The sequence below is a fragment of the Paenibacillus sp. sgz302190 genome, assembly GCF_059820445.1.
Window position 1 is genome coordinate 1 of the sequence record NZ_JBZYAO010000052.1, and the last position, 25,554, is coordinate 25,554.

The 25,554-nt window shown below is 53.2% G+C and carries 17 protein-coding genes and 3 pseudogenes; 7 read left to right on the forward strand and 13 right to left on the reverse strand.

What is annotated here, in order from left to right; translation table 11 throughout:
- Positions 1–125 precede the first annotated feature (125 nt).
- From AC6RNO_RS33495 to AC6RNO_RS33550, 12 genes and pseudogenes are all read right to left on the reverse strand, one after another.
- Positions 126–728: a helix-turn-helix domain-containing protein gene (locus tag AC6RNO_RS33495; protein ID WP_497108087.1), complete on the reverse strand. Its 603-nt coding sequence runs from the start codon at positions 726–728 to the stop codon at positions 126–128.
- 413 nt (positions 729–1,141) lie between these two features.
- Positions 1,142–1,612, reverse strand: a pseudogene (gene tnpA, locus AC6RNO_RS33500) (IS200/IS605 family transposase).
- 235 nt (positions 1,613–1,847) lie between these two features.
- Positions 1,848–2,366 (reverse strand): YbjN domain-containing protein, encoded by a 519-nt coding sequence (locus AC6RNO_RS33505; protein ID WP_497108088.1) that lies wholly within the window; start codon positions 2,364–2,366, stop codon positions 1,848–1,850.
- 11 nt (positions 2,367–2,377) lie between these two features.
- Positions 2,378–4,027, reverse strand: coding sequence for a hypothetical protein (locus AC6RNO_RS33510; protein ID WP_497108089.1), 1,650 nt, complete (start codon positions 4,025–4,027; stop codon positions 2,378–2,380).
- A 36-nt stretch (positions 4,028–4,063) separates the two neighbouring features.
- Positions 4,064–5,029 (reverse strand): eCIS core domain-containing protein, encoded by a 966-nt coding sequence (locus tag AC6RNO_RS33515; protein WP_497108090.1) that lies wholly within the window; start codon positions 5,027–5,029, stop codon positions 4,064–4,066.
- 212 nt (positions 5,030–5,241) lie between these two features.
- Entirely contained in the window at positions 5,242–6,669 is a 1,428-nt protein-coding gene (locus AC6RNO_RS33520; RefSeq protein WP_497108091.1) for a SpoIIE family protein phosphatase, read from the reverse strand.
- Positions 6,670–6,693: 24 nt separating this feature from the next.
- Positions 6,694–7,029 (reverse strand): STAS domain-containing protein, encoded by a 336-nt coding sequence (locus AC6RNO_RS33525; RefSeq protein ID WP_474686199.1) that lies wholly within the window; start codon positions 7,027–7,029, stop codon positions 6,694–6,696.
- A 13-nt stretch (positions 7,030–7,042) separates the two neighbouring features.
- A complete protein-coding gene (locus AC6RNO_RS33530; protein WP_497108092.1) occupies positions 7,043–7,471 on the reverse strand; it encodes an ATP-binding protein in 429 nt (142 codons plus the stop codon).
- Between the two features lie 72 nt (positions 7,472–7,543).
- On the reverse strand, positions 7,544–10,591 hold the full coding sequence (locus tag AC6RNO_RS33535) for a HEAT repeat domain-containing protein (RefSeq protein WP_497108093.1): 3,048 nt from the start codon (positions 10,589–10,591) through the stop codon (positions 7,544–7,546).
- Between the two features lie 15 nt (positions 10,592–10,606).
- Positions 10,607–11,110 carry a GNAT family N-acetyltransferase gene (locus AC6RNO_RS33540; protein WP_474686194.1) on the reverse strand — a complete coding sequence of 168 codons (504 nt, stop codon included), beginning with the start codon at positions 11,108–11,110 and terminating at the stop codon, positions 10,607–10,609.
- 21 nt (positions 11,111–11,131) lie between these two features.
- On the reverse strand, positions 11,132–13,891 hold the full coding sequence (locus tag AC6RNO_RS33545) for an adenylate/guanylate cyclase domain-containing protein (RefSeq protein WP_474686192.1): 2,760 nt from the start codon (positions 13,889–13,891) through the stop codon (positions 11,132–11,134).
- A gap of 6 nt (positions 13,892–13,897) precedes the next feature.
- Complete coding sequence (locus tag AC6RNO_RS33550) at positions 13,898–17,107, reverse strand: stalk domain-containing protein (RefSeq protein ID WP_497108094.1); 3,210 nt, start codon at positions 17,105–17,107, stop codon at positions 13,898–13,900.
- A gap of 953 nt (positions 17,108–18,060) precedes the next feature.
- Between AC6RNO_RS33550 and AC6RNO_RS33555 the strand changes: the two genes are divergently transcribed.
- From AC6RNO_RS33555 to AC6RNO_RS33585, 7 genes and pseudogenes are all read left to right on the forward strand, one after another.
- Positions 18,061–18,558: a hypothetical protein gene (locus AC6RNO_RS33555; protein WP_497108095.1), complete on the forward strand. Its 498-nt coding sequence runs from the start codon at positions 18,061–18,063 to the stop codon at positions 18,556–18,558.
- Between the two features lie 118 nt (positions 18,559–18,676).
- Positions 18,677–19,666, forward strand: a complete 990-nt coding sequence (locus tag AC6RNO_RS33560) for a hypothetical protein (protein ID WP_497108096.1) — start codon at positions 18,677–18,679, stop codon at positions 19,664–19,666.
- A 62-nt stretch (positions 19,667–19,728) separates the two neighbouring features.
- Complete coding sequence (locus AC6RNO_RS33565; protein WP_497108097.1) at positions 19,729–20,637, forward strand: ATP-binding cassette domain-containing protein; 909 nt, start codon at positions 19,729–19,731, stop codon at positions 20,635–20,637.
- Positions 20,638–20,639: 2 nt separating this feature from the next.
- Positions 20,640–21,578 carry a DUF2705 family protein gene (locus AC6RNO_RS33570; protein ID WP_497108098.1) on the forward strand — a complete coding sequence of 313 codons (939 nt, stop codon included), beginning with the start codon at positions 20,640–20,642 and terminating at the stop codon, positions 21,576–21,578.
- A gap of 202 nt (positions 21,579–21,780) precedes the next feature.
- Positions 21,781–21,894, forward strand: a pseudogene (locus AC6RNO_RS33575) (transposase); the annotation flags it as partial.
- A 263-nt stretch (positions 21,895–22,157) separates the two neighbouring features.
- Complete coding sequence (locus tag AC6RNO_RS33580; protein ID WP_497108099.1) at positions 22,158–22,544, forward strand: PAAR-like protein; 387 nt, start codon at positions 22,158–22,160, stop codon at positions 22,542–22,544.
- A 560-nt stretch (positions 22,545–23,104) separates the two neighbouring features.
- Positions 23,105–23,458, forward strand: a pseudogene (locus tag AC6RNO_RS33585) (MORN repeat-containing protein); the annotation flags it as partial.
- Positions 23,459–24,412: 954 nt separating this feature from the next.
- Here the strand turns inward: AC6RNO_RS33585 and AC6RNO_RS33590 are convergent.
- Positions 24,413–25,522: a nitric oxide synthase oxygenase gene (locus AC6RNO_RS33590; protein ID WP_497108112.1), complete on the reverse strand. Its 1,110-nt coding sequence runs from the start codon at positions 25,520–25,522 to the stop codon at positions 24,413–24,415.
- Positions 25,523–25,554: the final 32 nt, after the last annotated feature.

Consider the following 25,554-nt stretch of genomic DNA (forward strand, 5'->3'; position numbering starts at 1 on the left):
GACATGACGCCAGCCCGCTAACGGTTCCGTGAAGATAAAAATGCTGCACGTCCCGTTGCGGACGTACTCGCTGTCTTCCCGTAAGAGCTTGGTCGGTTTCATCGGAATCGGTTCTCTAGCTTCATTCAGTAATTGATAAGGTTTTTCGTCCATACAAATGACTGGACAGTCAGCATTGTAAGGCAACTGATAGACATCAAGTACGTCCTCCATTGCCGCGACAAACGCCGCATTTTGTTCAGGAGGGATGCACCAACATTTACGAAGGTGAGGTTTGAGTTCGTTTTTTTTAAATCCTGCCTGACGGTCTCGTGAGAAATGCTGTCGATAACATTCAGTTCCACCGCTCGGTCGGCTAGAAGCGTAAGCGTCCATCGGCTTCTGCCACTCGGAGGTTCGCTACAACTAAGGGCGATGATTTTCGCCTCAACTTCGCCGGTAACCTTCGTAGGGATCGGCGATGTCGCTCGTTTTTTCCTTCCGATAGCGCCTTCCCAGCCATGTTTGGCATACGCTTTTCGAACGTTATACACGGTATTGACGTGCACTTGCATGCGTTCGGCTATCTCCAATTCTTTTAAGGAACCGCCTGGCCTATTTTCATCGGCTGCCAACAGGATCTGAGCTCGTCTGATGGATCGAGCGGATGCTTTGCCCTTGGAGATGAAAGTACGTAAGCTCGCTTGTTCTTCCACAGTTAAACGGACGGGATTTTTGATCGGATGCATATTGGGATTCCTCTTTTTGGCATAACTATACCCTATTCATCCAACTTATACTATTTGATTTGAAAGACTACTAGTCAAATGTGCTTTGGGCCCTTGCGTGCGAACTGTTCGGCAAACCTGCTGCTTTTGCTGGCTTTCTTCACGCTCCCAGGCAGCAGCGCCTTGGGCTCTTGCATGCGAGCCACTCAACTAGCCTGCTCTTTTACAAGTTTGCCACGGCCTCTCCCGCGACCGGACTCTCACTCGCAAGAAGATGCGCACTTCTGAACACGCCAAAAACAAGTCATAACCACCGGCTTAGCCGGTGGCTTCCATTAGCCCTATAAGGGCATGTTACAAGCACGCGCCTCAAAGGCGCACTGAAAGTCTGCCAACCGCGAGACTTTCACGGGCTGGCCCCTAAAGGGGCTACGTTACCTGCCCTTTTTCGCCGACTCCCCCGTAAACGGGTCGATCAGTTCTTTCATCGTGAGTTGCTCGTAGTTCTTATCTTCACTGAGTTGATTGCGAATGTACTCCTCAATCAATTTTTTTTTCGTCCTACCGTATCCACGTAATACCCACGGCACCAAATTTGGCGACTACCGTATCGGTATTTCATATTCGCAAATTGGTCGAAGATCATCAGCGAGCTTTTTCCTTTCAGGTAGCCCATAAATTCTGAAACACTAAACTTCGGGGGGGATGCTCACCAGCATATGAATGTGGTCCAGACATGCTTCCGCTTCCAGAATTTCTACCCCTTTTCTCTCACACAGCTGACGAATGATCCTTCCTATTTCCCGTTTCAACTTTCCGTAAATCACTTGTCTGCGATACTTCGGTGCAAACACAATATGGTATTTGCAGTTCCATTTCGTATGTGCTAGACTGCTGTCGTCCATCCTTTGCTCTCCTTTAATTTTTTTTGTGCGGTTGGCAGACCGGCACTCATCTTATCATGGAGGTCAAAGGATTGACTACTCATAGCTATAAGCTTTCCTGAACCCCCAGTCGAACTGGGGGTTTTCGTATACAAAAAGAGGCAGCCTTCCGGCTACCCCCAAAAACTTGCAAATTCTGTTAAACGCACATAACTTCCGGATAACCTCTTCGATGCTGGTTTGATGCTTACAGCAGCTAGCGCAGCGCTTGCGCCGCTTGTTCCGCGTCCGCCTCGCCGCTCGCCACCTGTTCTATACTGTCGGCAAACATGTCGCACATATAGATGAACAAGCTGACAATCTCCAAAATTTCATCGGCCTCGAACGTTTTGGAAGCAGATAAACTGTACACATAGCGATAATGAAGCTCGTCCTGTTCGTTGATGCCGAAATGGCCAATTGGCAGCCGCGTGTTCACATCAAGGAGAAGCGCCGCAACCGCATCGCGCCGGCCTTCTTTCAGGCGAAAAGGCAATGTACTGTAAATTTGCAGCAGTTGAATCGCCTGAATGTCTTCTTCGTTCAGCGGCAAAAAGCTGAAATGCAGAAAACGGTCCCTGCCCTTCTTGTCCTGCTGAAAGCCGACCATCAGGACGTGGATCGGAATCGCCTCCGACTTTTCCAGCAAATTCACCGCCAAGCCCGCTTCCTCCAAAATATCTTTCAAAAACCCAAGCTGCGCCAAATGTCGCGCATGTACGATGTCCGGCAGCATGTGCCCGCCTCCTATTCCCTTGCAGCCATTGCCGTGACAAGGCTCTCTCTCAGTTTGTCAGGGTCGTTCTTAACCTTCTCCAGCACGAACAAATTTACTCCCGCTGCTTCGACAAAGCTGTGTACCTGTTTATACCGCGCAACGATATCAGCGTCATCTTCATCCAGCGCAGGCAAGTTGTGGATCATGTCGATCAGCAAATCCGCATCTTTGGTGCGTTTTTCGAGCTTCTTCTCGGTCGATTTCTCAGCGTTGAAGACCGCTTTGGTAATCCCCCAGGCGCCCGCCTGCGCTGCGCGGTCCCTGCCCATTTGCTTGAGCGAGCGGACAGCGGGCATCGCTGCGGAAACGCCGGCGGCGACGATTTTCAGCGGCGTCCCCACCTGAGCGCCGACTCCTGTCAGCGTGGCGACATCGCCCGCTATTTTGGTCAGTTCAAGGCCGATTTGCAGGCCGGCGCGGTTGGAGCGCTTCACGTTGATCTGCTTCATTTCCTTGGCCAGCTCATACCCAGCGATTTCGTCAAGCTGCTGCTGCGCATCCGGATCGCCCTGGCTCTTTTTCAACTCAAGCTGACGCTTATGTTCGGCCAGCTTCTTTTTATCGACGCCGGCGTTCCCGCCGAACCATCTTTTTGCTGTGATAAAAGCTGCCCCGGCATGCTTGTCCTTGAAGCTGCGCTTCAGCGTCGTCATCGCGGAACGGTTCAAGCCGGCCTTGATGACGTCGACGGTTTTCAGCGCAATTTTCACGCCGCTCACCGCAATGCTGACGCCCGGTATAGCGGTTGACAAAGCAGCGCCCGAACCGGTCTCCATAATCTCCATGATGCCTTTGGCCACTTTAAGCCCCGATTGGGCGGATTGAATCGCGTTGCTAATAATTTCGATCACGCCTTTGGCCTTATCACCCTTGGTCAGTCCGCCCTCTTCCGAGTACTTGCTGTACATGTCATAGATGCCTTTCACCGCCAGCACCGCGCTCTTGACCGCGGAAATCGCATCTCCAACCGTTCCCGCATAGTCGCTGACGATGGATGAGCTGCCGGTGCCTTCCAGGCTGCCGCTCGATTTGGCGGCTTTATCGACGAGACCTGTCGAACCGCTGACCGTTTTGCCGGCCCCTTCAACGATATTGACGCCCTGGGCGGCGTAATTCCATCTTTTATTATGCGCAGTGCGGTCCTGATCGCCGGAAATGGAAAGCGTTTCCTTGATCGAGCTCATAATTTGCAGGATGCCCCCGGCCATATCGGCGGTGTTTCCGACGGCTCCGATGGAACCTGCTTTATGTCCTACGCTCTCATCGCCGTTCTTATCGTAGGCATCCTTCAGATCGTCGGCCGGCTTCCCGAAGCTCTCGCTCACGGTATCCGTCGCCAAAGTCAGCGCCTCCACACGGCCGCTGAACTTGTCCTCTTCCGGGGCCGACGGATTGCGCTGCAGTGCCGATAAGCCGACCGACCGATTCATAATCCGGTTGGCGTAAGCCTGTGTCGCGCGATTTCCCAAAGTACGCTGCATTTGGAGAAAAAACTGCGGCGCCAGAAGCTGCGTTTCGGATGAAACGCCGCTCCTTCCATGCGGCGCCGTACTATGCCGCTCCGCCTGCCGGGCTCCGGCAGCCAGGCCGGCTTGCCGTGAATGACTGAACTGTGCCATCTGCTATGACTCCGTTCTATGATGTGATGGTATCGATCAGGCTCTGCCGCCCCGCTGCTGAATCACATGCGTCAATTCATGACCCAGTAGTTCCTGACCTTGACGGCTGTCCGGGTTGTATTGCCCCGCCCGGAAAAAAATATCGTTGCCCGTAGCAAAAGCTTCCGCCCCGAGCGATTCGGTCAATTGGTTCGCTTTGGCATCCGCATGAATGTTCACACCGCTGAAGTCGGCCCCCATCGCCGACTCCATCTTCGCTTGAACGTTGTCGCCCATCTTGCTGCCGCCGCCCTGCTTTGCCTTAATCTCCGACTCTATGGCAGGCGCCGCCTCAAAACCGTCGGCAGACGGCTTCATCTGCAGCTCATCGCCTTCCAGCTCGTCACCCTCAAGCTCGTTGCGCTGGATCGACTCCGCAGACGGTTTCATCTGCAATTCGTCGCCTTCCAGCTCATCGCCCTCAAGCTCGGCGCGCTGGATCGACTCCGCAGACGGTTTCATCTGCAATTCGTCGCCTTCCAGCTCATCGCCCTCAAGCTCGTCGCGCTGAATCGACTCTGCAGACGGTTTCATCTGCAGTTCGTCGCCTTCTAGCTCATCGCCCTCAAGCTCGTCGCGCTGGATCGACTCCGCAGACGGTTTCATCTGCAGCTCGTCGCCTTCCAGCTCATCGCCCTCAAGCTCGTCGCGCTGAATCGAAGCGGAGGCACCGCCGCCGCCCGTTTCCGCGGTCGAAATCCGGTCGGCGACCTCTTTGCCTATCCGGTCGGCCTCCTGCTCGTATGCGTCACCGGCAGGGCCTACGGTCAGCTTCGTCTGCACGGCCATCTGCGAGCTGAGCAGACTGCCTACCGCCCGATTGCCCAGCGTCCGCTGCATATTGATAATGCCTGTGCCGGGCTGCCCGTCCATCCCGCTTTTGCCCGGGGCGTGCGCCGCTCCCGCTTTTGCTTGCGGGGCCGCCTCCGGCCGCTTGTTCATTTTTGCGTAGTGCGATGGCATATAAATCCCTCCCAAAAGCTTTCCGCCGGAAAGCCGTTATTTTGAGCCGGGGCTGAATCGCCCCTGCCGCAACTGCATGTTTGCGCTCCCCCGGAAGTCTGGCGGGCGGAGTTGCTTTTGTGTCCACCGAGTTCATCGAACAGACCCCCGATCCGTCTCTGAGCGCAGCGTCCGTCTTTCTTTCACTATAGCATACTTACCGGCTTTTGAGGCTACAAATCGGATTGCTGCCGATTCCTGGATACGACGAGCACGGCGATATCGTCAGACTGCACCGCGCCGTCGGCGAAACGGTCCACATCGTCCACGACGCCCCCCAGCAAATCCGGCTCGGCGGCAGCCAGACGCTCCTGCAGGCGCGCCGCCCCATACTGGCGCTGCTCCGCATCCTCGGCCTCGGTAATGCCGTCCGTATACAAAAACAGCCGATCGCCGGGCGCAAGCACGGCTTCGTTATCCGCGTACGCCATGCCGTCCATCACAGCCAGCGGCAGCCCTTTTCTGCCCTTCAGCGGCTCCACCTCGCCCGTCCGCCTCACGATATACGGCGTGCAGTGCCCGCCGTCACTGTACAGCAGCTGCCCGGTGCCGGTATGCAGCACCCCGCAGCATATCGTCGCGAACATCGTGGAGTCATCCTTGTACAGTTCCCGGTTGACCTCGGTCAGCAGCTGCCCCGGCGTCATCTCCGCCGTCATTTTCCCTTTGAGCAGCGTCATCGTTACGGCCATGAACAAAGCGGCCGGTATACCTTTGTCCGAAACGTCGCCAAGCGCAAAAAACAAACGGTTATCCCCGATTGCAAAATAATCGTAAAAATCGCCCCCGACCTCGCGAGCAGGCCGAATGGCAGCCCTGACCTCCGCCCCGGCAGAGCCGGCAACGCTGCCAGAGCCGCCAGGACCGCCGCCGGAGTCGCCGCCTACGGACAAACTCCCACTCGGCAAAAAGCTCATCTGTATGTCGCTGGCGATGCGCAGCTCGCTTTCCATCCGCTCCTTGGCGGCCATAGTCGTCTTCAGCGCCACCATCGACTTTTCAAGCGCGTCGTAGAGCATCGCGTTTTCCAAAGAAATCGCAATCGGAGCAGCGATCGATTCCAGCAAATGCAAGTCCCGCTCCGTAAAAGGGCCCCGGCTGCGCTTGTTGAGCACCTGCAGGACGCCGACGATTTCGCCCTTGCTGATCAAAGGCACGCAAAGCATATTGCGCGTCGGATATTCGACCTGCCTGGCCACCTTCGAAGACCAGCGCTCGTCCGAAGCGGCATCGTCGATTTTGACCGATTGGCCGGTTTGCGCGACCCAGCCTGCGATGCCTTCGCCCATTTTCAGGCGAATTTCGCGGACTTCCTCGCCCTTTTCGCCGAGCGCCAGATCGAAGAACAGATCGCCGCTAGCCGGGTCCACCAAAATGACGGACGAAGCTTCCGCATGCAGCAGGCGCGAGGTCGTCTCCATAATTTTTGCAAGCAAATCCTGCTTGCGGATCGTCGCATTCATTTCCAGGCTCACTTCAAAAAGCTGCAGCGTCCGGCCAAGCTCCTTCTCCGCGCTGCGGCGCTTCCGCTCGCTCACCGCCCATGCGCCGACCGCCAAAATCAATAGCAGCAGCATCGCTCCCGGGATTGCGTCCGTCATGCGCGACACCTCCCGCCGCCGCACCTATTCGACAGCATGCAGCGCTTCCGCTTCCGTCGCGTAAATCTGAAAAATCGAGCTGAACCCCGACATATCGAACACTTCTTTGACGTTATCCGACATGCGTGCCAAAGCGAGCCGGCCCTGGATCACCTTGATCATCTTGGCGGCGACGAGCAAGCTTCTCAGACCCGCGCTGCTTACGTATTCCAGTTCATGCAGGTCGAAGACGAACCGGGTTCGCCCTTTTTCGACCAGTTGCATAAAGCAGGACTCCAGACTCGCCGACCGGTTCGCGTCCAATCTGCCGGCGATGCCCAGCAGCACGACCTCGCCCCGGATTTGTTCCGTGATATTCATAACAATTCCCACCTTAATCCGGCGTCCGCCGTAGTTTCTTCATCACCAGCACATTGCACTCGTCCGTCCGCTCGTAGCGGATATCGTCCATAACCTGCCGTACAAAATGGATGCCCAGGCCGCCGATGCCGCGCTCATCGATACCGAGGCCGATATCGGGGCCGGGCTTGAGCAAAGGATTAAAAGGCCGCCCGTCGTCGGCGATCCGCAGCTCCCAGCCATCGGCAGCGAGCGCAACGTCGATATGAATCGAACGTTTACCCTCCTCCTCCTCCGCATAACCGTACAAAATCGTATTCGTCACAAGCTCGTCGCACGCCAAATTAACTTGATACAAAGTCCGCCGATCCATCCCGAAAGCTTCCGGCAAGCCGCCGATAAAAGCGCCGAGCCGCTGCAGCTCCTGCAAATCGTTGCACAGCACAATCGATGCGCGCGCCATGGATTCGCCCCTTTCGAACGCCGTCCGCAAAGCGGTTATCCCGGAGTTTCCAGGTCCCCGCTTCCGGCCGTCCTATGCCATTTTCAAAAGCATGTTTTCCAAAAGCCTCACCCGCGCGCTGGACGCGTGCAGCAAGCCGATGCCGATCTCCGGGTACAATCTGACGAGCCGGGACAAGCTTTCCCCCTGCAGCGACAGCACCCTGACCTCGTCAAAAATCGCCTGCGCCGTAATCGAGGACGGCGAACCGTCCAACGCCGTCGTCTCGCCGAACGCCTGCTTAGGGCCAAGAACGCCGATCGTGCCGGCCTCTCCTTCGCCGGTCTCGCTGCTCAGTTCGACATGACCGTCGATGATCAAATACATCGCCGCATTCCTTTCGCCCCGCCGCAGCAAATACGTCAAGTCGGGATGCACCTCTTCGCCTGCGATACCGGCGATAATGCCCAATTCGTCGACCGACAAATCGGCAAACAGCGATACCTGCTTCAAAAAGATCACTTTGTCGAGCATCGATAAAAATTTGCGCTCCTCTTTCATCCCGTCACGCTCCAATCGGCTGAGCGCATGCTCAGCTATTTGTTTCAGCCAGTCGTCGGACCACAGCAGCGCTTCCCGGACAACGGCCCGCGGGTCCGCCGTCCTCCGGTCGTTTCCGCCCGAGTCGCGCTTCAGCAGCTCCAGCAGCGCTGCCGCAAGCCGCCGGTCCCCGAGCCCTTCGGCCAGCACCTCCAGGCCGTTGTCGCGCACTTCCTCGCTCTCGTCCCGGGCCGCTTCGCGCAGTGCTCCGGCGACGCGTTCGTCCGCCAGCCGGGCCATCACGGCCCAGGCCCCGTCGCAGAGCGCGTCGTGCAGCTCGCCGCAGCGCTGGGAGGCGAGCTCCGCCAGCCCATTCAGGCCCAGCTCCCGCAAGGCGGAAGGCAGCGCCTTCTCCTGGCTGGACGCAAGCATGCGGTCCACGCAGCGCTGAACCAGCTCCGCGCGCAGCCTGCTTTCGTCAAGCATGGCGGCGAGCGCCGTCACCGCTGCATTCCATATGAACGGGTTCGTGTGGCCGGCGTTGTCCAGCAGCAAAGGCAGACCGCGCTCCTCCATGGCGATCAGCGCTTCCTGAATCGCTCTGCGCAGCTCCTGATCGGCCAGCGGATACATCGCCAGCAGCTGCGGGATCGCTTCCGCATGCTGCAGCTTGCCCAGGCAGTGCGCAGCGGCGACTTTCACCGCAGGACGGCGGTCCTCCAGCAAGGACATCACCCAGGCCGCATAGCCGTCCAGCTTCAAAGCGGCAACCGTGCGGCAGCCGTACACGGCCCATTCGCCGCCGTTGTCCAGCATTTTGATAATCGCCTCGTCGCACGCCTGATAGCTCTCTTCGCTTTTCAGCGCATAGAGCGCCTTCACGCCCTCGTACACCACCCTCGGGTCGCTATCCAGCAGCTTGACGCGGATGAAAAAGTAAGATTGGCTTTTCAAATGCGTAGCTTTGGAAATCAGCTTCACGCACTCCGCCCGCACTTCCGGGTCTTCATCCTCCAAAAAGGAGGCCACCTGCACCAAATCCTGCACCGTGGCGCCCTGCAAATTCATCGCCCGCAGCACCGCGATGCGGATGCGCGAGCTTTCCTCGCCGATCATGCCGATCAAATGCGGCAAAAAGGCGGAGTCTTTGGCCTTGCCCATCACTTCCAAAGCGAGCTCCCTCACGTAATCGTTCGGGTGCTTTAAATAGCCGAGCATAGCGGACAGCGCCCGGGAGCTGCGAATTCCTCCGAGAAAGGATGCCGCAATATCCGAGAGATCGGTATGCAGCGCCTGCACGCTTTTGACCAGCTCGCGGATGTACAGGTTTCTGCCGAACCAGGCCGTCACCAGCAGCGCAGCCGCCAGGGCGACGCCGATCCAGGCAAGCGGCGCCATGCCGAGCAGTCCGAAAGAATGCAGCAGCGACAGCAGCGAACCGATCAGAATGCCCCCCGAAGCAGCGACGCCCTGGGCAAAATAGCGGTATCCGTCCCTTTGGGAAATCGGCATCATTTTGAAGAATAACTGGTAACAAGGCTCGGCAATGTAGTAGAGCATGATGTAAAATACCGCATAAGACCCTGACACAACAGCAAGCGCCGAAGCGCTGCCGGCCAGCGCCGCCGTCAAGACGAAGCCGCCGAGAAAGATGCCCGTAATCGCAAGCAGCATATTGCTCGCCCCGAGCCAGTTCATCAGCCGTGTCGACACGGTCTGCAGCAGCAGGCAAAACGTAAACTGAATCGCCGTAATCATCCCGTAAAAGGACGTCAAATCCCGTTCCGCCGGAAAGCGGGCTTCCGCCGCCGTAAAATATTGGTACTCGATCATGAAATAGACCGCAGGCATCAGCGTCATCAGCAGAACCGCGCAGAGCAGAAACGGGCTGCGGACAATCTGCTTCCAATAATAGCCCGAGGAATGAACCTCCTCATCGGGAACTGCAGCGGTCTGCGCCCGCATGTCTTCCTTGATTGTCAAGGGCACCAAATACCGGGCCAGCGCTCTCCGAAAAAAAACGAAGCCCAGCCCCATCAAAACCGGCGCCAGCGCATACACCGCCTCCGTGCCGAACAGTTTGCCGACCTCGTGGGCGATCAGGCCCGCCGTAATTCCGCCGGTAGTCGTCGAAGCGACGAAGACCGGCATCAGCCGCTTGGCCTGCTGGGTCGGGCACAGGTCGAAGGCCGTGCTCCACAGCAGCAAAGTAAGCTGCCTCACGACAAAATTCGAGGACAGAAACAGGAACGGATAATAATAGCGAAAATCGATCCCGCCGAGCTTGAAGCCGAGCAGCACGACGCCGTTCAGCAGCAGCAGTGCGATCATGATCAAGTAAAGGGTGCGCATCATTTTCGCTTTGGGCAGCCTGTTCGTCAGCCGAGCCAGCAGCCAGCCTTCCAGCGGCATAACGGCGGCCTCCGCAATGTATACGTAAGGCAGGTACTGAACGCCGAAACGCTGGTTGAACAGCGCCATGAACCCGGTGTAGTTGAGCGATTCGGCGATGCCGCTGAAATAAAAGATAGGCAGCATGACCCATAGCTTACGCATGTCCTCGCCGCGCAGACTGAGCCACCCTCTCAAGCTTGCTTGCATGTTATCAAGTCCAATCTATGTATCGGCCTGTACGCCGGACAGCTTTTTATAAAAAGCGAGCCGCGCTTCACCGTCATAATAATAATTCGGATACGTGCCGATCAATTCAAAGCCGTTTGCCCGGAACATGCGCTGAATCGGCTCATATTCGGGCAAATCGCACGTATACGTGAGCAAATAGCGCCCCTGCACCGACCTGACGAAATCTTCCAGTGACCGGAACAAAATTTTCGCCAGTCCGTGCCTGCGATATTCCCTGTGCACCGCCAGGTAATCCCATAAAAAGCCGCCGGATTGATGCTCGTTCTCCTTGCAGCTCGTTACGGCGATGAGCTCGCCCGCTTCATTTTCCACGAACCAGTGCCGGTGATTCCGCTGCCGCAAGCTTTCCAGCGGCGCTTTGCGAAAATGCTCCATCTCGCCGGGGGTATGCCGTTGATCGTCAAACGACATCGCCGACAAATAAAATTCGGTAATCCGCTGCGCATCTTGTTCTGTCGATAACTCGATCACCTTCATCGAAGTGCTCCCTCTCTTTTTTTAAGAAACGGATAACGTTCCGTTCCAATCCTCGGTCGTCCCATCCCGGAAATACTCGTCGCACACGTAAAAATACAGCTGGGCCGCTTTATCGTGGCGGTTTTGCTTGATGACCATCAAAAAGGCTTCCCTTGCGTCGTAAAAGCGCCCGACCTGGTAATACGTGACGGCTTGCTCGAACAAAGCTTTCGTTTTGTCTTTCAAAGCTCTTGACGTGTCGGGATCGCCATGGTACACGTCATACAGACGGAGCGGCTCCTTCATGCCCCCGACCTGAATCATTCCCAAGCTGCGGTACTTGAAGGCGGAAGGCTCGTCGAGCGCCTGCACGACATGGTCGGTAATCAAAATCGAGGCGCCCAGCGGCTCGGTCAGCTTTTCCAGCACTGCCGCCAGATTGACGCCGTCGGAAATGACGTTGCCCTCGAGCCGCTGCTCCTCGCCGATAATGCCGAGCCGAAGCGGACCTTTATGCAGGCCGATGCCCAGCTCCACCGGCTTGTAGCCGACTTTGGCGCGATGCGAGTTGTAAATATCGAGCTCCTTGCGCATTTCGATCGAAGCGCGCAGCGCCTCGTCGGCCCGGTTCGGGAACAGCGCCATGAAACCGGCGCCCAAGTATTTGTTCACCAGTCCCTGATTCTTGCGGACGTAAGGGCCGAACCTTTTCAGAAACGAATTGACGAAGTTGAAATTTTCCTCAGGCGACAGCCGCTTGGACAGAAAGTAAAAATTGCGGATATTAAAAATCATGATGGACATGTTCTGCTCCACCTGATCGCCGAGCTCGACGTCGAGAATGCTCTCCTTGTTCAAAAACCGCAAAAATTGCTGCGGCACGAACCGGTAGTAGGACTGGCTGAAATTTTCCACCTTCGTAATATAGTCGCGGATGTGCGCCGCCATCGTATTGACGCTGTCGCCCAAATCCGATACTTCGTCCCGGGTATTGATCTTCACGACCGTGTCCCAGTTCCCCTTCGCAATCTCGCCGACGCTGTTGCGCAGCTTGCGGATCGAGGACAGCAGCACAAACGTCATGAACATGAGCACGAGCAGGAGCCCGATCGAAATAAAGACGATGTTGCGGATAATCGACTGCAGGACAGCTTGACGGTGCTTCACGAAGCCGTCCATATTTTTGTCCGTTTCGAACACGCCGACAATCTGGCCCGATGAATTGTAAATCGGTGCGATCGCGTACATCCAGTAGCCCGAGAAATCCTCCCACTGGCCCGTGGCGATCTTGCCTTCCCGCACCACCTGCTGGTTTTGCGGAGTCGGCGGGAACGGGTTGAACATATGCATGCCGTCGTCATCTTCCAAAATCCGGTATATTTGCCCGTTTTCGTACTTATATACCCCGATGTAAAAGCTCTGATTGTTTTCCTGTCCGCTGTTGTCGAAGACGGTTTTTATTTTTTGCCGGAACGACCGGTACGCAGGTCCTTGGTAATCCAGCGGGGAATCGATGCTTTCCAACTGGTCGCCGTCGATCAGATTCGGCCCGTTTTTGGCCAGCAGCGCAAGCTCGTTGAACGTTTCGTCTTCCATCTTTTTGGAAAAATTCGTGTAAATCACCATCGAAAGCAAAATCATCGAGGCCGCAATGACAGGGATCACGATTAATATTTGTTTGAACATCAGCGGCAGTCTGCGCTGCAAAATGTTGTAGTACAACAGCTTGACGGCATACAGCAAAAGCAGCGCCCCGGCTGCGGCGACGGACCATACGGCGATTCTGTGCGTCATGAGGGACTTGCCGAGCGCCGCTTCCGTCAATGCGGGAGTGAGCGTGCCGTCAGGCAGCAGCCGGTTGATCTGCGACGCCTCCACAATGACCATGCTCCCGTCGGGGGAAACGCTATTCATCGTGGCCGTGAAGACGATGCCCGAGCCGCTGTCCGCCGCTTTTTTCTCCGTAAGCAAAGCCTCGAGAACGTAAGGATGGTTCGGGTCGAGCCTGCTGATCATTTTGCCCGTAAAATCGATAAAAACGAGCCTTCCCTGCTGATCGATGTGAAAGCTCTCGGGGAAGTTCCGGCGCGTCCGGTCGACGCCCGGCACAGGATACACCAGCTCGGAGCGCCCGTCTTCGAACGCCCGGTAAATCTCTCCGCTGCGCGTTGTGTAATAAATCTGTCCGGGCTGCCAGCCGTCCGCTTCGGACACGTATTTATGCTCCGGCAGCTTGACCGTGTAGACCCGCTTCGGCTCATCGCTTCCGACGGGAACCTGATACAGCGCCAAGCTGCTCTCTTCATCGTTAAAAAAGTACAGCGTCTCGTCCTTGATCTGCACATTTCGCAAACTGCCGATCCGGTACCGTTTGTTGTCAGAGTCGTTGTATTCCTCCGTGAACAGGCTGCGGTCAAACTGCCCGTCGGGCATATACCTGACGATTTGCTCGGATTTGACCGTGAGTCCGTAAGGATCGAGCAGCGTACGGATCGCGTACAGGTAGCCCCGGTCATCGGCAGCCATATCGTTGAACCTGTAAACTTCCCCGTTTTTCCCGACGTCGCTGGAAATGGAATACTGCAGCACTCCCGCGCTGTCCAGCTTGTGGATCATTTTTTTCGCATTGTCGATGACATACAGATTGTTATGTACATCCGCAACGGCTTTGGATAAGCCGTCGAACGGCTTGCTTTTCTGAAAAGGGCTTTCCTCCAGCATCGCCCGCTGATCGTACAAGTAGACTCCCGCCGCCGCCAGGAGCAGCAGGACGAGCAGCAAGGCCGCGATAGACTTCTTCATCGTTCGTTATCCCCTCGTTATCCGGATGGTTTGTGCAGACGCATTCCAATCCACGTCAAGTCCCAGCGATTCTGAAATAAAACGCAGCGGAACGTAAGTTCGTCCTGCCAAAAGTACGGGCGGGGCATCGATCTCCACCGGTTTGCCGTCCATATAAGCCGCTGCGCTGTCTATCGTGCAAGTTACCGTCGTGTACTCCGTGCTTACGGTCACGGTATTGCTGTCCGCATCCCAGTCCACAGCCGCTCCGAACGATTCGGACACGGCCCTGACGGGCAAAAAGGCTTTCCCGCTTATTATAACAGGAGGAACCACGAATTGGATGGATAAATCTGGAGAAATCACGTTTTGCGCGGAAAAAATCTGCGCGTCCATGCCCGCAGCGGAGGCATCCGCCGCGATGACCGCGGAAGCGTCCGAGAGCGCCTGCATTTGCTCAGGCGTGTACTTGTCCGCTTCCTTCTGCTTGATCTGCGCCAGCAGCTGCTCCTCCTGCTGGCGGACCGCAAGCTCCGCTTGCTGCTGCGCCCCGCCCGGCGGCGGCTCCGGCTGGGCGCCCTGAAGCGCAGCCAGCAGTTCCTCCGCTGCGCCGAGCCGGGCGAACAGCGCCTCCTTCTCCGTCGACGCGATCGCCTCGTCGACGGCCTTGCCCGAGCGGGTCAGCGTCGCGACCCGCTCCGCGTCCTGCTGCGCCTGCGCTTCGCCCAGCGCAGCCGCAAGCTTGTGCTTCGCTTCTCCCAGCGTAGCCAGCCCTTCGGATGTGCCGTGCTGCACATCCGTCAGCCGCGCCTGCGCCGCCAGAAGCTGCTGCAGCTGCGCTGCCGCCGCCTTGGCGTCGCCCGCGGCGATCGCCTGCTCCAGCTTCTTCTGCTGGAGCGCGGCTTCTTCGGCCAGCCGATCCTCGCTGGCCTTATCGCCGCCACTGCCCGCCCCGCCGCCTCCGGGCGGGGTCTCGCCCTCCGCGGCCAGCGCCTGAATGAGCGCGTCCGGATTGTTCACCAGCTCCATCTGCCGCAGAGCTGCCCCGCTGTCTCCCTTGCGCAGCGCCTCCAGCATGGCGATCTGCGCCTCCGCGTCCTTGAGCTGCACCGCAAGGTCGGCGATTTCCGCCAGCTTTTGGCTCGCTACTGCCGTGTTTTTTGCCGTCTCCAGCTTCGCCTTGTCCGCCTGCAGCGCATCGATCTCCTTCTGCAGCTGCTCAGGCGTTTCTTTGGAAGCGATGGCTCCCGGCTGTGCGATTTCCACGGTCACCTTCAAAGCGGCCGCCTGCTCCTTCGACAGCGCGGCGCTGCCTGCCGGACCGGCTATCGCCCCCGGGTCTACGGCATTGTCCATGCCGAACCAGACCGCCCCGGGCTCATCCGCTTTAAAAAACATCCCCTGCCCCGACTTCGCCATCGTCGCCGCAGCGGCGTTGTAGGCCGCGGGCGTCAGCGCGTCCAGACGGATTTGATAGGAACCGATGATGGCGGTTCCCGAGCCGCCGCCGTCGTCCGCTTGCGCCGGGGGTGCGCCGCTATCCGCCGGCGGAACGACCGCCAGCGTGCCCGAGCTGCCGTCGCCCGCAAGCGGTGATTCGCCGACGGCCTGCCCTTTTTTGTACAGAACGACTTTCAGATCGTCCGGTTTGCTGAACATAAGCGTCAAATAGCGGACCGGTTTGCCGATCTTCGCCCGCTTGCCGACCGCCTTGCCTTCCTTCGTAAACACCGCGTATTCGTCAGCGCCCAGCTTTTTATTGACGGTGAGGCTCAAGTCGCTAAGCAGCGGCCCTACGGCAGGCTTGATCCGCCAAGTCCCGGAAGGCGCTTGCGGCTTCTCCGGCTTGACTGCGGCCAGACCGTCGTCGATTTCTTTATAGGGAAGAATTCCCGGTTTGACTGTCCTTTCGACGGCCCCTCCCGTACCTGCGTTCAGCTTGTCCAGCGCCAGCCTGTAGCCGATTTGCGCCGACAGCACCTGGCCGTCAGCCTTGACGGCGGCGTCCTTGTAAGCCTGCAGCTCGCTTTCGGCCATCAGCCCCAGCTTGCGCTTTTGGCCGGCTTTGTCGAGATCGCTTGCGGCTTTGTCTTTGTCCCGCAGCGCCTGCGCGTAGCTTTCCTCGGCGCCCTTGGCCTCCAAATACGATTGCCGGACCGCCGCAATAACGCTGTTGCGGCTTTCTTTTTCCTTCAGCACCGCCTTATTCTGCTCCATCGTAGCGATCGGAAGCGCATCCCGCAGGTCGTCCAGGTAGCGCAGACCGTCATACTCGCCCTGCAGCAGCGATTTCGGAATCGGAATAAAGCCCAGCAGCATGAAATACCCTTCCCAATCCTGCTTCACCCGCTCCAGTGTCGTCTCATAACCCGCCAAAAAAAGCTCCATATCGATGTCCTGCGCCTTGTACATGCCGTCCATCACTTTCATTCGCGCCGCGCCGAACTTGGAGCTGTACAGATCGCGGGCCGCATCCAGCTTCTGATCCGCCAGACGCCGGTCGGCGGCGTCCTGGAGCAGGCTGAGCGACGTTTTTTGCGCGGCGCCGATATAGACGGGAAGCTGCTTCTCGCTCAGATCACCGTAATCCGGCTGAAAAGAGAGCTGCACCTTGTTTTCCATGTCCAGGCCAAGCTTCCCGCCGAGCGCCAGACGGCTCGCTTTGGCGGTCAGCTGCGCCTGCTTGTAGTCCGAGGCCGACTGCTCAAGCGCTTTATCCGCCGCTTCCTGTTCCTCCGGCTTCGCCAGGCCGTACTTCCGCTTCGTCTTGACCGCATCGGCGGCGCTTTTGGCGCCTTCCGCTTTTTGCCGGCTTGCCTCCTCGCCCGCCGCGTCCTGATAGGCCTGCAAATATGCCTTTTCGACATCAAATGTGACCTCGATCCCAGCCTGCCTCAACGTCTCCTGGGCCACGTACAGCTGCTTCTTCGCCTCCGGCACTTTCATCCGCGTGTTCAAATCCTGGCTCAAGTTGCGCGGCTTGGCAAAAAGTCCCGAAGCCTTCGCCTCCTCCGCCTTGACCGCATGCTGCGCCTGCTCCAGCTCGATCCGCTTCTTTTGTACATCCGTCTTCGCATCGCGTATCTGCGGGCTGATCTTCAGCCCCTGATCGACGGCTTCCTGCATCGTCAATGCCTTGACGGACGCGGCTAATGCCCGCGGAGCCAGGCTAACCGCCGGCGAACCGGCGACCAGCAGCAGAACAAGCCCCGCCCTGACAACTTTGGCAAGTAACAAACTGAATCCCTCCGCTCAAAAACTCTAATTCCATAGTACAATATATCTACCTTTTGCGGCACTCCTCTTTTAGCTAAAAATGATAAAAAAACTCGAATCCGGCGGGAGGGTTCGAGCTTTATTCGGGATGATGGAATATTTGAACGGGGTAACATGCACATTCTGAAATCACAGACTGTTGAGAAAGTGAAGACCTTTTGATAGAGCTAGAGATAATCCCTTATGACACGGATAAGATCTTTGCCTTACTGGAAGAGAAACAGGCACATGCCATCATTCCCAACCGCGAACATCACAACGTCCAACCGACTGGTGGTTGTTCAAGAAGCGCCATTTGGTCAAATGCTAGTTCAACAAACTAAAGCATAACCGCCGTATGACAACTCGGTATGATAATTTATCCTGTAGCTTTGTTGCTTTTTTAAAGCTGGCTTCTTCCATGATCTGGCTGGCTTAAGCTTTGAAAACACGCCCTAGGATTTTCTCCTAAGGGCCTTTTTTATGTCGAAATTCTCCTACAGTTTCCGTCGTGGTCATGAACAACAGTCTTCGCAATACCATTGAGGTCTCATTTGTTCCGTGAACATTTAACTGCAAAGTAAGTAGCGCGGATTTATTAGCGAACCTTTATTAACTACTTTTATATTGAATAAATGAGTATTTTAGATATATAATACCAATAATTGGATTACCAATTTAAGTAAATTAAAGGAATAAAAAGGGTTTTGCTGATTTGTTTGGTAATCCAAAAAAATAATGATTCGAGGTGATAAAATAAGGACCCATTTGAAATTAAGTCCAATAGCATCTTATTCAAGTGGCAATTTACGTCTTGAATCGCCAATTTGATATAAAGAACAAGTTAGGGATACTAATTTTCATTTGGGACAACGAATAAATGGTGACAAGCTGTAATTTATGATTCTAAAAAATGAAAAAATGGAGGAAAAATCATGAAAAAGCTTCTAAAAACAGGTCTTCTCACTTTAATGCTTACAGTAATATTGTTCTCATTTTCTGGATCAGCATTTGCAGCATCTGGACAAGACCCTGGAGATGTTGGTTATCAAACAAGATTCCAACAAGATACATTGTTATATAAGGTTGAAGTATCTAACTGGCACATGGGCAACTTTGGATATGGATATGTATCGCACGTGAATATAAACGCGTGGACTTTGGCGGGATATGTACACGTGCTTAATGTACATGTGTGGAAAGATGGAGGTTGTTATAAATTTTATGAAAGCAAAAGCGGCAAATATTATCAATATTGTGGGCAAAACCCTACTACTGCTCTCCAGAATTTCTTCAGTCAATTATCAAGCATAGCTGATCAGATTGCTGAATATCTAGGTTTTGCTATTGTAGCTTCTGCCGTTGCCGCCGTAATTACTTGGGTTGTTAGCATAATTGTTAATTATGGTTGGATAGCACTAATATTCGCTTAAAAATTAGTAGTTACCCCAGAATATTGAATTTGGTATTATATAATGGGGTAACTACTTTTCCAAAGAGAGAGTGTGTGATGATATGTATCGATTCTATGAATACAAGGGACAGGACGTTATGGCTACAAAATGCTTGTTTGAAGAGATTTGTATGATAAGCAATATATTTTCATTGCACTTTCATAAAGAAGATGAAAATCAAGAATTAGTTAAAAAATTGAAAGAAAAACATAATTATAATGTAGAGGGTTTCAAAAGTATAACGTTATCGAACGAAGAAATTACAACAAATTTTATTGAATCGCTTGATGAGATATTCACAGAAAGTAATTATATGAGAATACTGCCTGTAAGACATAAAATTGATTCAGTGTATTCAGATTTTGTATATGATCATAATAGTCGAACAAATCCAGCAGGAATTAAAAATATTGATATAAATCTAAAACGCTACTTCTTAGAGATAGAAAAAAAAGTTCTATCGAGTGATAGCACTATTGATGGGAAAACTGAATATTGCAAAGTTAGCGGGGTTCCATATTGTGTTGAATTATTAAAAGATGATATTACCTTATATGCAAGGTATATCTTCAAGGGTACCTTTTTCATTGTTATTAATAAAAGTTGGGGTTCTAATACATTGCCTTTAAAGTCCCATGACCCTTTTTCGCCCTGCAGAATTCTTGGTAAAACAGATGAAATAAAAAATATATCTGATTTAATTGTTCGTAAAAATTTTCCTTTCCCTGTAATTGTTGATAAAGATGCGGTTATGTACATGAAAAAAAACTATAATTACCTAATATTGAGAGATTACGAGAATAACAGGGACCTAATGCATATTAATGCGATAGATAATACAGTTAAATTGTGCTTGAATGATTTAGAGTACGAGTCAATAATTTCCAATTTTAATCGATTAGGGATTGATTTTGTAACCCTGTTTAATCTATTGAAAGAAGAAGTAAATTATTGTTGCGAGAGGGACTCTTTCTCACTAAGGAGGAATTATTTAACAAATATTAATTGTGAATTTGAAGATGAATACGAAGATGAAAAAATGATCAATGAATTCAAAAAAATAGATTTTAATCGTTTTAAATTTTAGAATTTCATGTAATTTAATTTGGTTTTTTAGTTATGAATAAAACCAATAATTTGGAGGGGCCTATGGTAGGAAAAAATGCTTTAGAAATTAAGCAATTAAGTAAAGTAATAAAAAAGAACTATATTATAAATAATGTAAGTTTCGAGGTTAAAAGAGGTGAAGTAGTTGGGTTAATTGGTCCTAACGGCGCCGGGAAAACTTCACTTCTAAAGATGATTTTGGGTATAACCGGAATTTCTGAGGGATCACTCATAATTAATGGCAAAGAAATAAGTAATGATTTTGAAGAGGCTATTAACGATGTGGGTGCTGTACTAGAAAAACCCAGATTTTATAAGTTCACAACAGGGTATAAAAATATTCAGCTTCAAAATTATAAGGGCTCTAACGAAACCGAAATCAATTCAATTATCAAATTAGTTGGTCTAGAGGAAAATATAAATAAAAAAGTAAAATTTTATTCTCTTGGAATGAATCAACGACTTGCTATTGCTGTAGCGTTGTTAAATAAACCTGTGTTATTGGTTTTAGATGAGCCTACAAACGGCTTAGACATTATGGGTGTGCAAGAATTAAAAAGAATTATTAAAGATTGTTCAGTTCAACGGAATATGGGGATTTTGATAACCAGTCATTCAATTAGCGAATTAGAAACAATATGTGATCGAGTTGTGATTATAAACAAGGGTGAAATTCGGGCTGTAGAAGATGTTAAGTCATTAAGTATGAAAATTTCTCACTATGTATTTCAATTTAATCAAAGTACGAAATTAAATGTAATAAATGAGATTTTTGATCAACATTCGTGCAAAGTTTTGGAGAGGAATGACTTAGATTTTGTTGTCGAAGTTAGAACGGATTTGCTACCACTTTTGATGACACAATTTAGTAATAATGATGTAATTATTCAAGGATTAATACCCATTCGTGAGACTCTTGAAGAACGATTTATTAATGTGGTAGGGGGCTGATTATGAGAATATTTAAACAACAAGTTCACCTGTTGAGAAACGAGCTGAAAAAAAACTTTTTTAGAACAAGGACGTTAACGTTTGTAATCATTTCGATTCTTTTTGCAATATTAGCAATAAAACATGATGCTGAAAGTAACGTGCATTTATGGGTCAATCAAAGTCAAGAAATCAATTTTGGAGATAATCAAAGTACGGACCTCCAAGGCCTGGATAACAAACAATCAACGAATCAATTAGAAATGTTTTGTAAGCAAAAAGATATTCCGTGTGATTACTGGGGGACATGGAAATATGTTTATAAAGTTATGTCGAATTCAGGTGTACTAACTATTTATATGATAGCACAAGCCTCGATTATTATCGCTGAGGAATATACAAGCGGAACTATAATGATGCTGCTCATCAGCCCTTTCAGAAGATGGAAAATATTGGTTTCGAAATTGGCGACAATAGCTCTAATTAGTACTTTTTTCATCCTATTATTGCTAGTAACATCAATTGTTATTGGTTCAATTGTTTTTCCATCAGTACATAATGACATTTACGATGTTATAGCTAAGGACGGACAATTTATAATTGTTAATTTGCTAGGTCAAGTAATCTTAATGAGTTTGTCACAACTTGTATCAATTATATTTATCTCATTAATTTCTTTCATGTTTGCTTGCATCTTTAGAAAAGTTACAGTAGGCATAATTATCTCTATATTGATATGGGTAAGTGGGGCTGTATCAACACTATTATTTACTAACGACCCATGGTATAAGTTTACATTTTTCCCGCACTTAAAGTTAGATCAGTACCTAATCGGCAGCTCCAAACTACTTCCGAACAATAGTTTGTCTTTCTCAGTATGTATACTTTTATTGTACATGATAACGTTTATTTGCATATCTATTTACTCATTCAGTAATAAAAATCGTATGATAAGTGATTGAACTTTTTGTAATTCCATGAATTGAGACCTGTTACATAGAAGCACTAAGTTACAAACGGTAGAAAATCTCCCATCAACAATTGCTTGTCGGACGTGCTATCGATAGTGCAGAAATCAGCAAGATACACGACAATCAATGGGAACAAATCATTGATATCCTCCCCCCCCGAACGGAACCACAAGGTTGACAACCTGCCAAGGACAACCGGCAGATGCTGAACGCTATGCTTTGGGTGGTCCGTTCAGGAACGCCGTGTCACCATTTGCCTGACTATTACAAACCGCTGCAATCGGTATACATACGGTTCCGCCGATGAGAGAAAGCGGGCCTATTGGATCAATATTAGACGTCCTTGCCACCGAACCCACTTCCTTCGATGATTTCCTATTCGGCCCATATAATTACAACCATTATATATAAAAAATTGGTACCAAGTTCATTATGTTTCCACAATAACTTGTCATACGATGACGAAAATATAAAAACAGCTCGCTTTCCGCCAACTCGAATCCGGTAATCCGTTGCTGACGGCATTTTTTTCTAGTACTATGAAACTATATGTCAAGAGGAGAGATCGACATGGGAAATCTCGTATGCGGAGGAGCGATGCTCCAATGTTCGTTCGGCGCCAGCCCAAGCTCGCTGATGGTGCTTCCGGTCAATAGCGTCATGACCTCGATGCCCATTGCGAATATTATGGACAACAAGCCTATGGTGAACATTTTGCCCTTCGGCATGTGCAACTCCATGGCCAATCCGACCGTAGCGGCCGCTACTGCCGCCAGTTTCGGCGTGATGACGCCGATGCCCTGCGTGCCCGTCACTGCTGCGCCATGGGCTCCCGGATCGCCGACGGTGCTTGTGGCGAATATGCCCGCACTGGGCAATACTTCCAAATGCATGTGCAACTGGGGCGGCGTCATTCAAATCCAGCAGCCGGGACAAATGACCATACAAGTCCCTTGATTTTACCTAATTCGGAGGAGTGAACAAGCTTGGAGATCCAGCCGGTCAAAACTGTGGAAAAAGTGCTGAAACCTGTCGTAGCCCCCTTCCTGGGACACGTGCTCAAATGGCTGGCGGTCGTCGGCAAGCTGCCTGCCATGGCGATCGCCAAATCGCAGCAGTTTTTGCGGCAAATGCTGCAAACCCGCGAAACCTCACTGAAAAACTATGTATTGATAGGTTCCTACTACGTTTCCAAAAGGCTGCTCCTCTTCATCGTCTTGTTTGTTCTAGTCCTTATATACTTCATCTTCATCCAGCCTCCGGCGATCGTGAACAAATGGCTGAACCGCCTGCCGGTTCTCCAGGAAAATACCCCGAAGCTGTCCGCCTACTCCGGCCCGGCCAAGGTGGTCAGCGACGATGCGAACCGGCAGTCCCGGTATGTCGGCGAGCTGGTGGACGGGCTTTATGCCGGCAAAGGCAAGCTCTACAGCCCCGGCGGCACGCTGATCTATGAAGGGGATTTTGATAAAGGCCAAAAATCGGGCAGCGGCACGCTGTACGACGAGCAGGGCGGCATGCTGTATAAGGGGGCTTTTGCCGGAGACGCTTTTAACGGCGCGGGAACGCTTTACTACGGGGAGCAAAAAGTGCGCTACATCGGCGAATTTCAAAACGGCAAGTTCGGCGGAGCCGGGAAACTGTTCTCGCCGGCCGGCGACATTCAGTATGACGGCGCTTTTAACGCCGGACTGTACAACGGAGCGGGCAAGCTGTTCTCACCATCGGGCACCGCCCTGTACGAAGGCGAGTTCGCCGCCGGCGAATACAATGGGGCCGGCAAGCTGTTCGACGGCAAAGGGCTGCTCATCTACGAGGGCGGTTTCAAAAACGGCCGCTATTCCGGCGAGGGCACCGAGTATTACCCTAGCGGCCTAATGAAATACAAAGGCCAGTTTCTCGTGGGCAAGTATGGCGGAGAAGGCGCTGCTTTCGACGAGCAGGGCGTGCAGCGTTTCAAAGGCACGTTCCAGAGCGGCGCGCTGAACGGCGCCGGCGAAGCCTATGACGAAGCCGGCAAGCTCGTCTATCAGGGCCAGTTCAAAGCCGGCGTCTACGACGGCATCGGCACTTTATTCGACGCGGACGGCGCGCCGCTGGTCAAAAGCTTTTTTGCAGGCGGCCGCATCAGCCTGCAAAGCTTTATCGGCTTGCCCAGCAAGAAGGTCGAAGACCTGCTGGGCAAGCCGGCCGAGGTGACGCTGCAGGATATCAGCGTCACCCTCGCGGGCCAGGAGGCGGCCGCAAGCGCCTCCGCGGATTCCGGCGGCGCTGCCGGCGAAGCCGCCGCCATGCCGGCCGCGTCAGCCGCGCCGGCGGCCGGCCCGGATGCATCAGCACCCGTGAAGCTGCTGATGAGCTATCCCGGCTACCAGATGTCGCTGCTGGTAGAGCCTNGCCGGCGAAGCCGCCGCCATGCCGGCCGCGTCAGCCGCGCCGGCGGCCGGCCCGGATGCATCAGCACCCGTGAAGCTGCTGATGAGCTATCCCGGCTACCAGATGTCGCTGCTGGTAGAGCCTTCCAAGGACAACCCGAAGGAGGCCGTCGTCACCTCCCTCGCGATCTGGGGCAGCAAACCGCTTGCGGTGCTGCAGCCTGCGATCGAGACGATCAAGAAGCGCACCGAGCCGAACGACGAAGGCTACCGGGTGATGGAACTGCAAGCTCCCGCCGATGGCGGCGCGTACACGAACAGCTATTACAAAGACGATTTCCTGTTCACGTTCACCCATTTCCAGAAAGCACAAACAGCCCACCTGCTGCAGGTGAGCTCGTTGAAATAATTCGCGTCCCCCGCCGTTTTCCCCGGCGGGGTTTTCTTTGTTCAACCATGCGGGCAGTGCGGCTCCGCCGGATCATTTTGATAAAAAAAGTTCGGTTTCTTCTCCACATTGTCGTAGCCCCGGTGGAAAATATGCGTCGCCGCCGGAGACATCGGCGGAATCAGCCAAGTCCAATCCCCCGTAACGTCGCGCCCCGCCTGCCGCTCCTTGTCCTCGAACCGCATAAACTGCTGGGCGGCCGTATGGTGGTCCACGATCGTGACCCCGATCTGCTGGTACGAATGCAGCACAGCCGCGTTCAGCTCGACGAGCGCCCGGTCCTTCCAGAGCGAAGCTTCTTTGCGCGTGCTGAGCCCCATCACTTCAGCGACCTTTGGCAGCATGTTGTAGCGCTGCGTGTCGGCCAAATTTCTCGCGCCGATCTCCGTGCCCATGTACCATCCGTTGAAAGGCGCCGCCGTATAGTGCAAACCGCCGATTTCCAGCCGCATATTGGACACGAACGGCACGGCATACCACTTCAGCCGCAAATCGGCGAAGCCGGGAATATCCGGATGAACAAGCGGCACCTCCAGCACCAGGTCGCGCGGAATTTCAAACAAACGCGGCTCGCGCTCCCCGATTTGCACGACAAGCGGCAGCACGTCGAAGTGCGTGCCCGGCCCTTTCCAGCCCAGCGCTTGGCACAGGGCCGTGATGCGCAGGGAGATCGGATCCCCGACGATGCCGGATTCCGTTTCGTAGCCCGCATAACGGATCAACTGGTCGTTGCGGATGCGAATCGGCCCCCCAGGGTCTGCCGACGGCCTGAAAACGGTGATCATAGGCCGGATTTTGCCGCCGTTCGTCGCCGTTTCAATATGGCGAAGCAGCGCATCCGCAACCGCTTCCTCCGTGTCGGCCTCGCGGGCGTCAATCACCTGCAGCGTATCCACGAACAGCCGGCCAATGCAGCGGTTGCTGTTGCGCCAGGCCATTTTCGCCCCGTGCTTCAACTCCTCCTCCGTATGCGTGTAGCAGCCAGTTTCGGACACATCCCGGCTAATTTCCCGAATGCGCCGCTCGACGTCTTGCGCCGATTTTCCCAGCTCTCCGTAACATTCCTGTATGAACTGTGAAGCTTCTTCGATGAGTTGACTCTGATCGTGCATGAAGCAAGCTTTCATAAATATTTACACCTCGT

Bases quoted from the DNA above. Each gene is read 5' to 3' on its own strand.
- AC6RNO_RS33495 (WP_497108087.1), bottom strand. From the start codon at position 728: ATGCATCCGATCAAAAATCCCGTCCGTTTAACTGTGGAAGAACAAGCG.
- AC6RNO_RS33505 (WP_497108088.1), bottom strand. From the start codon at position 2,366: ATGCTGCCGGACATCGTACATGCGCGACATTTGGCGCAGCTTGGGTTT.
- AC6RNO_RS33510 (WP_497108089.1), bottom strand. From the start codon at position 4,027: ATGGCACAGTTCAGTCATTCACGGCAAGCCGGCCTGGCTGCCGGAGCC.
- AC6RNO_RS33515 (WP_497108090.1), bottom strand. From the start codon at position 5,029: ATGCCATCGCACTACGCAAAAATGAACAAGCGGCCGGAGGCGGCCCCG.
- AC6RNO_RS33520 (WP_497108091.1), bottom strand. From the start codon at position 6,669: ATGACGGACGCAATCCCGGGAGCGATGCTGCTGCTATTGATTTTGGCG.
- AC6RNO_RS33525 (WP_474686199.1), bottom strand. From the start codon at position 7,029: ATGAATATCACGGAACAAATCCGGGGCGAGGTCGTGCTGCTGGGCATC.
- AC6RNO_RS33530 (WP_497108092.1), bottom strand. From the start codon at position 7,471: ATGGCGCGCGCATCGATTGTGCTGTGCAACGATTTGCAGGAGCTGCAG.
- AC6RNO_RS33535 (WP_497108093.1), bottom strand. From the start codon at position 10,591: ATGCAAGCAAGCTTGAGAGGGTGGCTCAGTCTGCGCGGCGAGGACATG.
- AC6RNO_RS33540 (WP_474686194.1), bottom strand. From the start codon at position 11,110: ATGAAGGTGATCGAGTTATCGACAGAACAAGATGCGCAGCGGATTACC.
- AC6RNO_RS33545 (WP_474686192.1), bottom strand. From the start codon at position 13,891: ATGAAGAAGTCTATCGCGGCCTTGCTGCTCGTCCTGCTGCTCCTGGCG.
- AC6RNO_RS33555 (WP_497108095.1), top strand. From the start codon at position 18,061: ATGAAAAAGCTTCTAAAAACAGGTCTTCTCACTTTAATGCTTACAGTA.
- AC6RNO_RS33560 (WP_497108096.1), top strand. From the start codon at position 18,677: ATGGCTACAAAATGCTTGTTTGAAGAGATTTGTATGATAAGCAATATA.
- AC6RNO_RS33565 (WP_497108097.1), top strand. From the start codon at position 19,729: ATGGTAGGAAAAAATGCTTTAGAAATTAAGCAATTAAGTAAAGTAATA.
- AC6RNO_RS33570 (WP_497108098.1), top strand. From the start codon at position 20,640: ATGAGAATATTTAAACAACAAGTTCACCTGTTGAGAAACGAGCTGAAA.
- AC6RNO_RS33580 (WP_497108099.1), top strand. From the start codon at position 22,158: ATGGGAAATCTCGTATGCGGAGGAGCGATGCTCCAATGTTCGTTCGGC.
- AC6RNO_RS33590 (WP_497108112.1), bottom strand. From the start codon at position 25,522: ATGCACGATCAGAGTCAACTCATCGAAGAAGCTTCACAGTTCATACAG.